The organism is Rhizobium sp. CIAT894, from assembly GCF_000172795.2.
Taxonomy (GTDB): Bacteria; Pseudomonadota; Alphaproteobacteria; order Rhizobiales; family Rhizobiaceae; genus Rhizobium.
The window spans coordinates 3,626,475-3,638,396 of record NZ_CP020947.1 but is presented as its reverse complement, the minus strand read 5'-3'; the positions used below and the strand labels follow the sequence as shown (position 1 = coordinate 3,638,396).

Genomic DNA, 11,922 nt, shown 5'->3' with positions numbered 1-11,922 from the left:
TTGCCGTGATTCCCTGCCTTCGAATCAGGAGGTATGAATGTCACGAGCGTTCAGTGATGATCTTCGCATTCGAGTTCTGGCGGCGTCTTCGGACGGGATGTCTGCGCGTTCGGCGGCTGCGCGGTTTGGGACCGGGATTTCGACGGCCATTGCCTGGATCGCCAAGGCGCGACAGGATCAACTGACCGCGGGCAAACAGGGTCGACGCTCAGGCTCCAGACTGGATGAGCATGAGGCCTTTATCATCGGCCTGATCGATGACGAGAAAGACATCACGCTCAACGAAATGGTCCTGCGCTTGAGTGAGGAGCGGTCTGTCGTGGTCGGCCGCAGTGCTCTTGACGTGTGGCCTCGCAAGCGGGGCTGGATCTTTAAAAAAAGACCCGCTGCCAGTCCGTTTTGACCTTTTCGCCGTCACTTCCTTTATTGCCTGCCTTACGCTGATCTTCAGCAGCATCGACGCCACGGTAGCTCTACCGCCTTGATGGGATTAGAATCGGCACCCCTCACAATTTCACCTATTGAGGCGCGTACCCCGCATTATGGAGTTTGAAGCTCAAGCATATCTATGGAACTTCCGCGAACGATGCCGAACGGGGATAGTCAACTGCCTCAGCGGAATTGCGCCTGTCTTGTCCCAACGCGGATTTAACTGGGCTTTTCGTTAAAGGTTTAATTGGTTTATTCATCTGCCTTTGCGTGTTGAATGAAATAGTGGCCCACGATCAAAGGATATCGCACGCTGCGGATTCAGTATGAGCAGGAAGTCTCAAATCATTTGGTGGATTTTAGCGCTAGCCGTATTAATCGGCCAAATGTGCAAAGTACATGCAACTTATCTCAGCCCCTCGCCACTTTCGATGGCGGAATGGTTCGATTGGCTGATGTCATTTCCCGAATGCGCAGTTGTCTGCCTCTTTGCAGCGAGAATCCAGGTGGGATCGGTCTTCTGGTGGCGCACCTATTCGTTCATATATCCTATTTACGCGTTACTGGTTGTTTGCGTTTGCGTGCGTCTCTATCTTTTTCGGTATATCCCTGACGGCCATCCCATACCCTACGGCATCGCTTTGGCCATGGTCATTTTGATGAAGGCAATGTCATTTCAGGCAATCTGGCAATACGGCCGCGACAATAAAATGTATCGTTACGCAACAGCGTGAGATCAGCCCGACAGGCTTTGGTCTATCGACAGCATTTACCGCCACACCTATACTTTGCCCATGGTCACTTGGGGCCAGATGATCGGCGTCATCGAGCGAAAAAGACCGGGAAGTCGAAAGCGGAAAACGTCAGACCAGCCTGAGTTTAAACCGCTTTCTGAAAAGCAAGTCCGCGGCCTGCTGAACGCCGCGACCTCAACACAGACACCGACGAGCTGCAACGCAGCGCCTACCGCCTCAGCGGGAGACGGAACCGTTCCTCGAACAGAAAGCCATAGGCTAGCTAGCTAGCGTCAGTCGTCGTCGAGATTGCCGTCGCGCCAGACGAGATGGCGGGGTGCTACCGGCAGGTTCTCGATTTCATCAGCGATGAAATAGGGCGGGATGTCGAGTGCGGTCAGGGCCTGGCACGTCGCAAGCACCCATTTGAATTCGAGATGATTATCGCCGTCCTCGACGCGATGGATGATCTCGTGTGGCTCGAAGGGGAATTCCGGCGGGATGTCCATCAAATAATAGAAGCCGAGTTCATGCCAGTCGCGCTGTTCGTAATGGAAAAAGTTCTCGACGACCCAAAGCAGGCGGGAGACGGTGACCTCGACCCCCAGTTCCTCCATCATCTCTCGTTTCAGCGTCTCCTCCGAGGTTTCGCCGATTTCCGCCCGGCCGCCCGGAAAGGTCCAGAAGGGCTCGTGCACGGCGCGATGAACGAGCACGTGGCCATCGCGAAAACCGAGGCCGGCGATGCGATAGTTGAAACGCTCGGCGCCCGCAGTCAGGCGGATGAGAGTGCGCTTGGCCATGTCATTCCTATCCAAGATCGATCACCACGATTTCCGGCGGGACGCCGAAGCGCACCGGTGCAATGGAGCAGCCGAGCCCGCCGGACACGATAATGTTGCGCCCCTCCTCGACGATATGGCCATAGGCATAGCGATTGCCGTAACGCGAGGGGACGATCGGCGAACGGCCGAGGAAGCGGATCTGTCCGCCATGGGTGTGGCCCGACAGCGTCAGCGAGACACGCTCGGGCACGCGCGGAAAGATATCGGGCTCGTGGGCGAGCAGAATGACGGGCGCGTCGTCGCTAATCTGCGCCATCGTTCCATCGAGGTCGTCGAGGCCGAGCATGCGCTTGCGGCCCCACTTCCTGCCGGGCAACAGCGCCAGCTGATCTTCGAGGCCTGCGAGCCAGAAGCCGCGGCCGTCCTTTTCGAGCCGGACGGCGCGGTTGCTATAGACCGGGATTCCGACATCGGCGAGTGCCCGGTGGCCGAAGGTTTCCATCCCGCCGTTCTTCTGGGCTGTCCTGTCCTCCCACCAATCGTGGTTGCCCATGATTGCATGGACGCCGAGCGGGGCGTGCAGGGTGGCCAGGGCCTTCGACCATTGGCTCGAATGCACATATTGCGTCACCATGTTCATGCCGGCGGCATAGTCTCCGAGCAGGACGGTCACGTCGCCTTCGAGTTCATTGGCCCGCTGGCAGATCGCGGCAATGCGGCTTGCCGACATCCAGGGTTCGCAGGCATGGATATCGGCGAGCGCGACGACGCGAAGCTTCAGCCCCGGCGTCCATCCCGGCGGCGTCAGCCGGTAGCGGGCGATGCCGAGCCGCGCCAGCGGTTCATAGGCAAAGGCATAACCGCCGAGCGCCATGACGCCTGCGAATCCGCCGCCAAGAACCTTGAAAAATCCGCGGCGGGTGATCACTCAGTCGTCCTCCTGGAACAGCCGGAACTGCGCAGCCTCCATCTCCTTGGGCGGTTGCATTCCGAGATGTTTCCACGCGATTGCGGTCAGAACGCGGCCGCGCGGTGTGCGCTGAATGAAACCCTGCTGGATCATGTAGGGCTCGATAATGTCCTCGATCGCGTCGCGCGGCTCGGAAAGGCCGGCGGCGATGGTTTCGATGCCGACCGGGCCGCCGCCGAAATTGACGGCAATCATGTTGAGGTAGCGTTTGTCGAGCTGGTCGAAGCCGACATTGTCGACCAGCAGCCGGGTCAGCGCCTCATCGGCGATCTCGCGCGTCACGGCTTCGGCCTTTGCCACTTCGGCGAAGTCGCGTACGCGCCGCAGCAGGCGGCCGGCGATGCGCGGCGTGCCGCGGGCGCGCCTGGCGATCTCGCGGGCGCCCTCTTCGGTCATCGGCAGATTCATCAGCCGCGCACCGCGGCGCACGATCAGTTCCAGCTCCTCGACGGTATAGAAGCTCAGGCGCACCGGGATGCCGAAGCGGTCGCGCAGCGGTGTGGTCAACAGGCCGAGACGGGTGGTGGCGGCGACAAGCGTGAATTTCGACAGGTCGATCTTCACCGAGCGGGCGGCTGGGCCTTCGCCGATGATGAGATCGAGCTGGAAATCTTCCATGGCCGGATAGAGGATTTCCTCGACGGCCGGATTGAGGCGATGGATCTCGTCGATGAAGAGCACGTCGCGCTCTTCGAGATTGGTGAGGAGTGCGGCGAGATCGCCGGCCTTGGCGATCACAGGACCCGACGTCGAGCGGAAGTTGACGCCGAGTTCCTTCGCCATGATCTGCGCCAGCGTCGTTTTGCCAAGGCCGGGCGGGCCGACGAAAAGCACATGATCAAGCGCCTCGCCGCGGTTCTTCGCCGCCTCGATGAAGACCTTAAGATTGGCGCGCGCCTCCGCCTGGCCGGTGAATTCGTCCAGCGATTGCGGGCGCAGCGTGACATCAAGATCTTCGCCCCGCTTTTCCGGCGATATCAGGCGCGCGGGTTCACTCATGCTCTCATTCCGTTTTGAAACCTGTTACAGCAATACACCAAAAGTCGGCTGCCTCGACATCCATTCATTGATTTTCCGGCGTTCACCGCGCCAACTCTTTCAATCCCAAGCGGATCAGCTTGGCGCTATCGGCGCCGTCACCGGCTGTTTTCATCGCCGCGGCAACGGCATTTGCCGCCTGATCTCTGCTGTAGCCGAGGTTGGTCAGTGCTGATACTGCATCGGCAACGGGTGCGGCGGCGACACCTTCGCCGAGTTCCTGTTTGAGAGCGATATTGATCGCCTCCCCGGCAAAGGCCGGCGCCCGGTTCTTGAGTTCAGTGACGAGGCGCATTGCCACTTTCGGGCCGACACCCGGCGCGCGGGAGACGGCGGTGCGGTCCTGCAGAGCGATGGCATTGGCGAGTTCGCCCGGCGTCAATGTCGAGAGAACGGCAAGCGCCACCTTGGCGCCGACCCCCTGGACGCTCTGCAGCAGGTTGAACCATTCCCGCTCCAGCGCGGTCATGAAGCCGAAGAGCTTCAATTGGTCCTCGCGCACATAGGTCTCGATGAACAGCACGCAGGCTTCGCCGGCCGAGCCCAGCTTGGACAGGGTGCGGGCCGAGCAATGGGCGACGTAGCAGACGCCGTGCACATCGACGAGCACATAGTCTTCGCCGATTTCGTCTATGGTGCCTTTCAGCTTGCCGATCATGGGGTGTGGTCTCTCAAGGGTGCGTTTCGGGAGAAATGATGTCCAATTCCGGGAAATAAGAGCGGTAGCGCGCGCCATCGCGCGTCAGAAGGCGATGCGATCGAACGAGGGCGTGCGCACCGATGAAAAAATCCGGCAGAGTACGCTCGCGCAGGCCGCCGCTCCTCCGGTACTGCGCATGTGCCATGCCGGCCCGGTAAGCGGCGGAAAACGGCAGGGCCTCGCGGACCAGATTTAACCGCGACAGCAGAAATGCAAGGGCTTCCTCGCGCGGGGTCATGCTTGCCAGCTCTGCCCAAACAACGGGTGTCATGACGAATTGCGAATCTGGACGCAATGCGCTCAATGCCCGCACGGACCATTCCCTGAAAGGATTGTCCGGCCCGAATATATCGATGAAAATGTTCGTATCAACGAGGACCGAGGTCATCACGTGGTCCTCTCAACCATTCCATGAATTCGTCGGTCGTCATGCCGCCGGTGTCGAGGGTCCCGCTCATGCTGCCGAGCCAGGATTCAAAATCGTCCTGCGACGGCTCCATCCTGCTGGATAGAACAACCAAGCGGGCACCCTTTTCATCGGCAACGAAATCTACCTCGGATCCCGGCCCGATCTTCAAGCGGTCCCGGATGTTCTTGGGAATCGTCACCTGGCCCTTTTCCGTCACGCGCATGGTAATACCTCCCAGGTATTACTTATCATCGAATGGGAACAAGTCAAGAACAGGCTAGCCGGCCAGCGCCTGTCGCATCCGGTTGCTGCCGCGATTGTGCGCATGGCAGATGGCGATCGCCAGCGCGTCGGCGGCGTCGTCGCCCTTGAATTCGACTTTTGGCATCAGGATCTTCAACATCATGTGAATCTGATGTTTTTCGCCGTGGCCGACGCCGATGACGGCCTTCTTCACGGCATTCGGGGCATATTCTGAAACGTGCAGCCCGGCGCGCGCCGGCACCAGCATGGCGATGCCGCGGGCCTGGCCGAGCTTGAGGGTCGCCACCGCATCCTTGTTGACGAAGGTCTGTTCGACGGCGGCTTCATCCGGCTTGTAAGCGTGGACGACCTCAGCCAGGCCGTCATGCAACTGGCAGAGACGGGAGGCGAGATCCATGTCGCCATCTGACGTCACCGTGCCGGAAGCCACGAATTTCAGGGAATTGCCCACCGTATCGATGATTCCCCAGCCGGTGCGGCGAAGTCCGGGATCGATGCCGACGATGCGAATCGTATTTTGCATGGTTCAACCTATAGCGATTGCGAAATAACTGCCATCGATATGTGAACAAAACAAAAACATGCCGCGATTTACGTCGCTCCATTTACCGGGAATTAAAACAGATGCTTGAATTCTAATGTCAAATACGAAGGGGGTCTCATGTCGCAAGGAGATAAGCCCCTGATGTTCTGTTTAAAGATCGGTCGATCAGGCATGCGCCGCGTGCCCACGCCGGCAGGTGTGTCAGAAGGGGTTCGTCGCACATGGCTCAGAGATTTCAGTCCCTGTCCTTCAAGGTCATTGCCACATTCATTCTGCTGACCGTGCTGTCGATTGCCGTGATCGACGTGCTTGCCTATTTCGCCAGCAGCCGGATCTCCGACGAGCAGGCGCTGAAGGCCAAGGAAAGTGTGCTGATCTTTCGCGGCGACATGCTGCAGGACCAGCTGACGCAGCTTGAAAACCAGGCGAATTCCATCGCGCGCATCGAAGCGCTGCAGATGTCGATCACCAGCCTGAAGAGCGGCTGGAAGACCATCCAGAAAACTTCCGGCGATGCCCGCGGCGAGCTGAAGAAGGTTTTCATCACGGGCAATCCAAACCCGGCCGACCAGCGCGAGAAGCTGATGAAACCCGAAGGGCCGAGCGGTTTCTATTATTCGAACCATGAGCAGACACAGGGCGAAGTTGCCCGCGACCTCGAGGATACCGCCTTCAGCGATCTGTTGATTGCCGATCTCGACGGTACGGTCCTCTATTCCTACAAGAAGCAGGATGACTTCGCCGAGAACCTGAAGTCGGACGCCTGGAAGGCGACCGGCGCCGGCATCGCTTTCGCCAAGGCAATCGAGAACACTGCCAAGGCGACCGATGACGCCGCGCCGACAGGCTTTTCCGGCCTGCGTGTCGATGCCGCCAGCGGCAAGTCGGCGATCTTTTATGCCGTGCCGATCGTCAAGCTCGGGGCGGCCAAGGGCATCTTCCTATTCAGGGTGCGCGACGACATTGTCACCGGTATCCTTGGCAAGGGCATCGTTCAGGGCAGCACGGCGCGGGCGGCGATCGTCTCCGCCGACGGCTCGGCCGTCGGTCTCGACCAGAGCGGCAAGCTTGCGATGCTCGATGCGGCTCCCTTCAGCTTCATCAAGGACGCGCTTGCCAGTTCGGCGATGACGGTTGCCGATTTCGACAGGGCGGACGGGCCGGCCCGCGCTTATGTCCGCGGCATCGACTATCGCGGCGACCGCTTCCTCGCGGTCGAGAGCGTGCTGCTGAGCGAGCTCAATGCCGGCTCGATCGAGATCGCCACTTTGCTGACGATGATCGGCATCGGCGTGCTCGTCGTCATGGCGGTTGCTACCGGCCTCGTGACCAATTTCCTGTTTTCACCGCTTGCGCGGCTTGCCGGCGTCACCCGTGACGTCGCCGACGGCAAGCTCGACAGCGAGATCGGCAGTCTGAACCGCAAGGACGAGATCGGCACGATGGCGAATGCGCTCGCTCGTTTCCGCCAGTCGCTGATCGAAAGCCGCGAACTCGAAGCCGCCAGCGAAGAGACGCGTCTGCAGGCCGAGCAGGACCGCCAGCAGAATCTGGCGGAGCGCGAGGCTGAGGCGAAGACGCTGCAGCGGGTGGTCGAGGCGATCGACGAGGGCCTGCATCATCTTGCCAGCGGCGATCTCGCCTATCAGATCGATACTCGCTTCCCGAACGAGCTTGAAAGCCTGCGCATCAATTTCAACGAAGCGCTCGCGACGCTGAGCGAAACCATGACCGCAATCGGCGGCAACTCGATGGCGGTGCGCGCCGGCTCCGAGGAGATGCGCACCGGCGCCGATGAGCTTGCCGGGCGCACCGAGCGCCAGGCCGGCTCGATCACCGAGACGGCGAATGCGATCAGCGCCATCACCCAGTCCGTCCGCCAGCAGATCGAGCGGGCCGAACAGGCCGAGCGCATCGCCCGCGATGCCAAGAAGGAGACGACCGGCTCCGGCCAGATCATGCGCGAGACGATCGCAGCGATGGAGGCGATCCAGACCTCTTCGCGCCAGATCAACACGATCATCTCGGTCATCGACGACATCGCTTTCCAGACCAACCTCCTGGCACTCAATGCCGGCGTCGAGGCGGCGCGCGCCGGTGAATCCGGCAAGGGCTTCGCTGTCGTCGCCATGGAAGTGCGCGAACTCGCTCAACGCTCGTCGAGTGCGGCGAAGGAAATCTCCAGCCTGCTGCAGAAATCGACGCATGAGGTCGAAAGCGGCGTGGCGCTTGTGGAAAAGGCCGGCGTTGCGCTGACCGGCATCGGCGCGCATGTCGAGGCGATCAACGGACAAATCAACGAGATCATGGGTGCGACCCGCGAGGAGGCCAATACGCTGCGGGAGATCAACAGCGCCGTCGCCGAACTCGACGCGATGACGCAGCAGAATGCCTCGATGGTCGAGGAAACAACGGAGGCGATCCACCGGCTGGCCACGGAGGCCTTGGAAATGGATCGCCAGCTCGGCAATTTCACCCTGCCGCAAGGCCATCACCAGCAAAGCGCCGAGGTGCATGTGCTGCGCCGTCACCGCTAAGCCGTGGTTTCCGACGGTTGAAAAGGGTCGCGCTCGCGCGGCCCTTTTTGTTGCGTGCATGGTTTGGTATGGCAGGGACGGCAACCTACATAGACGGCATTCTTCAAACTGCCCGGCAGGTTCCCCATGGTTCCCTTCTCCATACTCGACCTTTCCCCCGTTGCCGAAGGCAGCAGCGTCCGCCAGTCTCTCGATAGTTCGGCACGGATGGCTCGCAAGGCCGAGGAGTTCGGTTATAAGCGCTTCTGGCTCGCCGAACATCACGGCATGCCGGGCGTTGCCAGTGCTGCCACATCAGTCGTCATCGGTCACGTCGGGGCCGCGACAACGCGCATCCGTGTCGGCTCCGGCGGCATTATGCTGCCCAATCATTCGCCGCTCGTCATCGCCGAGCAGTTCGGCACGCTGGAGGCGCTCTTTCCCGGCCGCGTCGATCTCGGCCTCGGGCGAGCGCCGGGAACGGACATGCACACTGCTCAGGCGCTGCGGCGCAACCTCGAGGCCGGCGCCAACAGCTTCCCGAACGACGTGGTCGAACTGCAGCAACTGCTCGGCACGCCGGTCGAGAATCAGGCGATCCTCGCGGTTCCCGGCAATGGCTCGCATATTCCGATCTGGCTGCTCGGCTCCAGCCTCTACAGCGCCCAGCTCGCCGCCATGCTCGGGCTTCCCTATGCCTTCGCCTCGCATTTCGCGCCCGACATGTTGCTCGACGCCATCGCGATCTACCGCGACCGTTTTCAGCCTTCGGCAACGCTCGACAAGCCCTATGTGATGGTCGGCGTCATGGGTGCGGTGGCGGAAACGGACGGGGAGGCGCAATACAATTTCACCTCTGCCCAGCAGCAGTTCGTCAACCTGCGCCGCAATGTCCGCGGGCCATTCCCGCGCCCTGTAACCGATATGGAGGGCTTCTGGTCGCCGATGGAGAAGATGAACGTCGAGCACACGCTGCGTTGTGCGGTGGTGGGGTCGCCGAAGACGGCGGAGGCGAAGCTGACGGAGTTTCTCAACGAAACGCAGGCCGATGAGGTGATCATCTCGATGCCGATCCACGACATCGAGGCGCGGCTGAAATCGGTGGAACTGTTTGCGGGGCTGGGAAACTTCACGCGGGCCGCCGTGTAGCATTGCAGACTGCATCCCGAAAACAGAAAAACCCGGCGTCATGGCCGGGTTTTCTAATGCGCTTGTCCGGAAAAATCAGGCCGAGAGCTTCGCCAGAACTTCTTCCGAAACCTCGAAGTTGGAATAGACGTTCTGCACGTCGTCATCATCTTCCAGGCTGTCGATGAGTTTCATCAGCGACTGAGCCTTTTCCTCGTCCACCGGCACGTTGTTCTGGGCGCGCCAGACGGCTTTGACGGTTTCGGCTTCGCCGAGGCTTACTTCCAGCGCCTTCGACACTTCGCCGAGGGCCTCAAAACCGCAGGTGATATAGTGGCCGTCGTCGTCGGTCTCGACGTCGTCGGCGCCGGCTTCGATCGCGGCTTCCATTACCTTGTCGGCGTCGCCGACGGAAAGCTTGTAGGTGATTTCGCCGACATGGTCGAAGGAGAAGGAAACAGAACCGGTTTCGCCAAGCGCTCCCCCGGCCTTGGTGAAGATCGAACGGACGTTGGAGGCGGTGCGGTTGCGGTTGTCGGTCAGAGCTTCGACGATAATCGCGGTGCCGCCGGGGCCGTAGCCCTCATAGCGGACTTCGTCGTAGTTTTCGCCGTCTGCGCCGGCTGCCTTCTTGATGGCGCGGTCGATATTGTCCTTCGGCATGGACTGGGCCTTGGCGTTCTGGATCGCCAGGCGAAGACGGGCATTCATCGTCGGGTCGGGCAGGCCGGCCTTGGCGGCAACGGTGATTTCGCGCGCAAGCTTGGAGAACATTTTCGACCGCACGGCATCCTGACGGCCCTTGCGGTGCATGATGTTTTTAAACTGTGAATGGCCAGCCATGGCACCCCTGTTCACGTCTCATTGTTCGGAATGGGCCGCCTTATAAGAGCGAAACGGCACCCGTTCAAGGAAAAAGCAGTTTGGAACAAAGGTGAGGGGATGACGTTTCAAGAACTCCATCCAACGGAAAGGAACGCTCATGGCAAGTATCAGCGATGCGCAGGAACAGCCAGCACGTCAGCTCTGGGATCAGGTCAACGATGTTCATGCCGGCATGCTCGGAATTTCCGGGCTTGATATGCACATGCAGCCGATGGCGCCGCATGCCGATCCCACCACCAACACGATCTGGTTCTATACCAAGATCGATGCCGATATCGTGCGGGCCATAAAGCCTGGCAGCCGGGCGCATTTCTGCGTTATCGGTAAGGATCACGACTATCACGCCTGCCTTGCCGGTAGGATCGACGTGCGTCCCGACCCTGCCAAGATCGAGGAGTATTGGAGTTCGATCGTCGCGGCCTGGTATGACGGCGGCAAGCAGGATCCAAAGCTCACCATGCTTGCCCTTCATGTCGACGATGCCGAGATCTGGGTTTCCACAGGCAACAAGCTGAAATTCGGCTGGGAGATCGCCAAGGCCAATCTCGACGACGACAAGATGCCGGATGTCGGCATCAGACGTCACCTGCAGTTCGCTTGATGTGTGGAGCTGGGAAAAGCAGCCGGCCTTTTACTGCACACCCTTCATGACATAGATCAGAGGCTTTTTCGGCAGCGTGCGCAGGGAGACGGTGATGCTGTCATCGGGGGCATTGGCGATGTCGAAATCCTTGCCGAACATCGAGACGAAGGCCTCGACCGGCGGGCCGCGCCGGTGCATCGGTAAAATCAACGACGAGCGTAGCCGCTTGATGACGCGGCTCATGCTGTCGGCGCCCATGGTCAGGCCGCCATCGACCGGGACCATGACGACGTCGAGGCGGCCGATCTCGATGTAATGGGCGTCTGTCAGCTCATAGTGAAGGTGGCCGAGATGGCCGATGCAGAGACCGGCGATTTCGAAAATGAAGATGGAATTGCCGTTCTCCTGCGAGCCGCCAAGGCCATAGCTGAAGCGGATATCCGTCGGGACATTGCGAATATAGGCATCGCCGATGACGAGTTTGATCTCGGCCTTTGCGCCCGGAACATCGCTCCAGCCATGCAGAACATGTTTGATGTCGGGATCGGGCGTCAAGGTGAAATGGGTCGTGTGCGCCTTGTTCATGGTCACGACATCGGGCATCGTCGCTGGCCTGTACCAGCCGTTATAGTCTGTCGCGATGACGATGCCGCCGGCGGTTTCGATCTCGAAGGTGGAATGGCCGAGGAAGGTCAATTTGACGTCTTCGCCCTCGGAGACGGCAGGCGTCAACGGTGCCGCGCCGGAAAAGCTAGCGAAGGTCGCCTTGGGCGTATTCTGCGCGATTGCCTGGCACTGGCTGGCGGGTGCTCGCTGTTCCTCTGCTCCGGCTGAAGCTGGCGCGGCGAAGGCCGCAAGGCATGCGATAGCGAGAACAAGATATTGCGGCTTCATGCCACCCTCCGGCGCTCCATCACTTTGACTTGGCGGCGGGAGG

At 60.3% G+C, this 11,922-nt stretch carries 13 protein-coding genes and 1 pseudogene; 5 read left to right on the top strand and 9 right to left on the bottom strand.

What is annotated here, in order from left to right:
- Positions 1–37: 37 nt before the first annotated feature.
- Together RHEC894_RS17990 and RHEC894_RS17985 are read left to right on the top strand one after the other, a co-directional pair.
- A pseudogene (locus RHEC894_RS17990) lies at positions 38–379 on the top strand (transposase); the annotation flags it as partial.
- Positions 380–755: 376 nt separating this feature from the next.
- The gene (locus RHEC894_RS17985; protein WP_085738289.1) at positions 756–1,163 is read left to right on the top strand and encodes a hypothetical protein; all 408 of its coding nucleotides are present in this window, start codon (positions 756–758) and stop codon (positions 1,161–1,163) included.
- Positions 1,164–1,456: 293 nt separating this feature from the next.
- On the opposite strand, the gene RHEC894_RS17980 is transcribed toward RHEC894_RS17985, so the two are convergent.
- The 7 genes from RHEC894_RS17980 to ruvC all read right to left on the bottom strand — a co-directional run bounded on the left by RHEC894_RS17980 (position 1,457) and on the right by ruvC (position 5,852).
- Positions 1,457–1,966, bottom strand: coding sequence for an NUDIX hydrolase (locus tag RHEC894_RS17980; RefSeq protein WP_085738288.1), 510 nt, complete (start codon positions 1,964–1,966; stop codon positions 1,457–1,459).
- A gap of 7 nt (positions 1,967–1,973) precedes the next feature.
- Positions 1,974–2,876 (bottom strand): metallophosphoesterase, encoded by a 903-nt coding sequence (locus RHEC894_RS17975; RefSeq protein ID WP_085738287.1) that lies wholly within the window; start codon positions 2,874–2,876, stop codon positions 1,974–1,976.
- Positions 2,877–3,917, bottom strand: a complete 1,041-nt coding sequence (gene ruvB / locus RHEC894_RS17970; protein ID WP_085738286.1) for a Holliday junction branch migration DNA helicase RuvB — start codon at positions 3,915–3,917, stop codon at positions 2,877–2,879.
- 82 nt (positions 3,918–3,999) lie between these two features.
- Positions 4,000–4,614, bottom strand: a complete 615-nt coding sequence (gene ruvA, locus RHEC894_RS17965; protein ID WP_003566367.1) for a Holliday junction branch migration protein RuvA — start codon at positions 4,612–4,614, stop codon at positions 4,000–4,002.
- A 13-nt stretch (positions 4,615–4,627) separates the two neighbouring features.
- Positions 4,628–5,044, bottom strand: coding sequence for a type II toxin-antitoxin system VapC family toxin (locus RHEC894_RS17960; protein WP_010067777.1), 417 nt, complete (start codon positions 5,042–5,044; stop codon positions 4,628–4,630).
- Entirely contained in the window at positions 5,025–5,288 is a 264-nt protein-coding gene (locus tag RHEC894_RS17955) for an AbrB/MazE/SpoVT family DNA-binding domain-containing protein (RefSeq protein ID WP_085738285.1), read from the bottom strand. The genes RHEC894_RS17960 and RHEC894_RS17955 overlap by 20 nt, the downstream gene beginning before the upstream one ends.
- A gap of 54 nt (positions 5,289–5,342) precedes the next feature.
- Positions 5,343–5,852, bottom strand: a complete 510-nt coding sequence (gene ruvC, locus RHEC894_RS17950) for a crossover junction endodeoxyribonuclease RuvC (RefSeq protein WP_085738284.1) — start codon at positions 5,850–5,852, stop codon at positions 5,343–5,345.
- 242 nt (positions 5,853–6,094) lie between these two features.
- On the opposite strand from ruvC, the gene RHEC894_RS17945 reads away from it, so the two are divergent.
- On the top strand, positions 6,095–8,410 hold the full coding sequence (locus RHEC894_RS17945) for a methyl-accepting chemotaxis protein (RefSeq protein WP_085738283.1): 2,316 nt from the start codon (positions 6,095–6,097) through the stop codon (positions 8,408–8,410).
- Positions 8,411–8,536: 126 nt separating this feature from the next.
- A complete protein-coding gene (locus tag RHEC894_RS17940) occupies positions 8,537–9,538 on the top strand; it encodes an LLM class flavin-dependent oxidoreductase (protein ID WP_085738282.1) in 1,002 nt (333 codons plus the stop codon).
- A 75-nt stretch (positions 9,539–9,613) separates the two neighbouring features.
- Here the strand turns inward: RHEC894_RS17940 and RHEC894_RS17935 are convergent, their stop codons facing one another.
- A complete protein-coding gene (locus RHEC894_RS17935; protein WP_085738281.1) occupies positions 9,614–10,360 on the bottom strand; it encodes a YebC/PmpR family DNA-binding transcriptional regulator in 747 nt (248 codons plus the stop codon).
- 139 nt (positions 10,361–10,499) lie between these two features.
- On the opposite strand from RHEC894_RS17935, the gene RHEC894_RS17930 reads away from it, so the two are divergent.
- The gene (locus RHEC894_RS17930; RefSeq protein WP_010065527.1) at positions 10,500–11,003 is read left to right on the top strand and encodes a pyridoxamine 5'-phosphate oxidase family protein; all 504 of its coding nucleotides are present in this window, start codon (positions 10,500–10,502) and stop codon (positions 11,001–11,003) included.
- Between the two features lie 30 nt (positions 11,004–11,033).
- Here the strand turns inward: RHEC894_RS17930 and RHEC894_RS17925 are convergent, their stop codons facing one another.
- The gene (locus RHEC894_RS17925; protein ID WP_085738280.1) at positions 11,034–11,879 is read right to left on the bottom strand and encodes an MBL fold metallo-hydrolase; all 846 of its coding nucleotides are present in this window, start codon (positions 11,877–11,879) and stop codon (positions 11,034–11,036) included.
- Positions 11,880–11,922: the final 43 nt, after the last annotated feature.

What these genes read in the sequence shown, in the direction of transcription:
- RHEC894_RS17940 (WP_085738282.1), top strand. Translation starts at nt 8,537, where the DNA reads ATGGTTCCCTTCTCCATACTCGACCTTTCCCCCGTTGCCGAAGGCAGC.
- RHEC894_RS17925 (WP_085738280.1), bottom strand. Translation starts at nt 11,879, where the DNA reads ATGAAGCCGCAATATCTTGTTCTCGCTATCGCATGCCTTGCGGCCTTC.
- ruvC (WP_085738284.1), bottom strand. Translation starts at nt 5,852, where the DNA reads ATGCAAAATACGATTCGCATCGTCGGCATCGATCCCGGACTTCGCCGC.
- RHEC894_RS17980 (WP_085738288.1), bottom strand. Translation starts at nt 1,966, where the DNA reads ATGGCCAAGCGCACTCTCATCCGCCTGACTGCGGGCGCCGAGCGTTTC.
- ruvA (WP_003566367.1), bottom strand. Translation starts at nt 4,614, where the DNA reads ATGATCGGCAAGCTGAAAGGCACCATAGACGAAATCGGCGAAGACTAT.
- RHEC894_RS17930 (WP_010065527.1), top strand. Translation starts at nt 10,500, where the DNA reads ATGGCAAGTATCAGCGATGCGCAGGAACAGCCAGCACGTCAGCTCTGG.
- ruvB (WP_085738286.1), bottom strand. Translation starts at nt 3,917, where the DNA reads ATGAGTGAACCCGCGCGCCTGATATCGCCGGAAAAGCGGGGCGAAGAT.
- RHEC894_RS17960 (WP_010067777.1), bottom strand. Translation starts at nt 5,044, where the DNA reads ATGACCTCGGTCCTCGTTGATACGAACATTTTCATCGATATATTCGGG.
- RHEC894_RS17935 (WP_085738281.1), bottom strand. Translation starts at nt 10,360, where the DNA reads ATGGCTGGCCATTCACAGTTTAAAAACATCATGCACCGCAAGGGCCGT.
- RHEC894_RS17955 (WP_085738285.1), bottom strand. Translation starts at nt 5,288, where the DNA reads ATGCGCGTGACGGAAAAGGGCCAGGTGACGATTCCCAAGAACATCCGG.
- RHEC894_RS17985 (WP_085738289.1), top strand. Translation starts at nt 756, where the DNA reads ATGAGCAGGAAGTCTCAAATCATTTGGTGGATTTTAGCGCTAGCCGTA.
- RHEC894_RS17945 (WP_085738283.1), top strand. Translation starts at nt 6,095, where the DNA reads ATGGCTCAGAGATTTCAGTCCCTGTCCTTCAAGGTCATTGCCACATTC.